Consider the following 543-nt stretch of genomic DNA (forward strand, 5'->3'; position numbering starts at 1 on the left):
GCGAACAGGAAGCATTTTAAGTTCCTCATCCTTCATGGCCAGATCCGGATCGGTCAGCGCGGCGGCATGATAAGCCCCGCAGACGACTACGATCTTGTCTGGCCGGTGGCCGTCCTGCACCGTCTCTTGAATGCAGCGGGCCATGTAGGCTTCCCGCACGGCGTTGACCGCGTGTTCCCCGGTGCGTTCCCGGCGCTCCGTCTCCTCCATCAGCCCGCGCATACCGGAGGAAAAAGCCAGGATCGCACGCCGGTAAGCATCCGAATTCAGATTATGTTCAAAATGGCGCTCCCAGTAAGTTTCGTAGTCCGGCTCTCCGTGCAGCCGGGCAAAGGTCTCGTAGAGCGATAAGCCGCTATTTCCGGTTTCACTGCCCTCTGCAAAGGCGCGGGACTTTGGGCTAGGCTCCACCGTTTCATCAATTTCCCGCTCCTGCAGCGCCAGCATTACCGAGGACGGCAGATCGATAAAGCGCGACTCCGCTCCATTGCGGCGGGCCCACAGCATCGCCTGATACTCCGGGGAGTACACAGCCAGCGGCCA

General features: G+C 60.4%; 1 protein-coding gene. It reads right to left on the bottom strand.

What is annotated here, in order from left to right:
- On the bottom strand, positions 1 to 543 hold a 543-nt coding region (locus L692_RS32290; RefSeq protein ID WP_036721355.1), incomplete at both ends, for a DUF5682 family protein.

The organism is Paenibacillus forsythiae T98 (assembly GCF_000520735.1).
Classification (GTDB): Bacteria; Bacillota; Bacilli; order Paenibacillales; family Paenibacillaceae; genus Paenibacillus_AQ; species Paenibacillus_AQ forsythiae.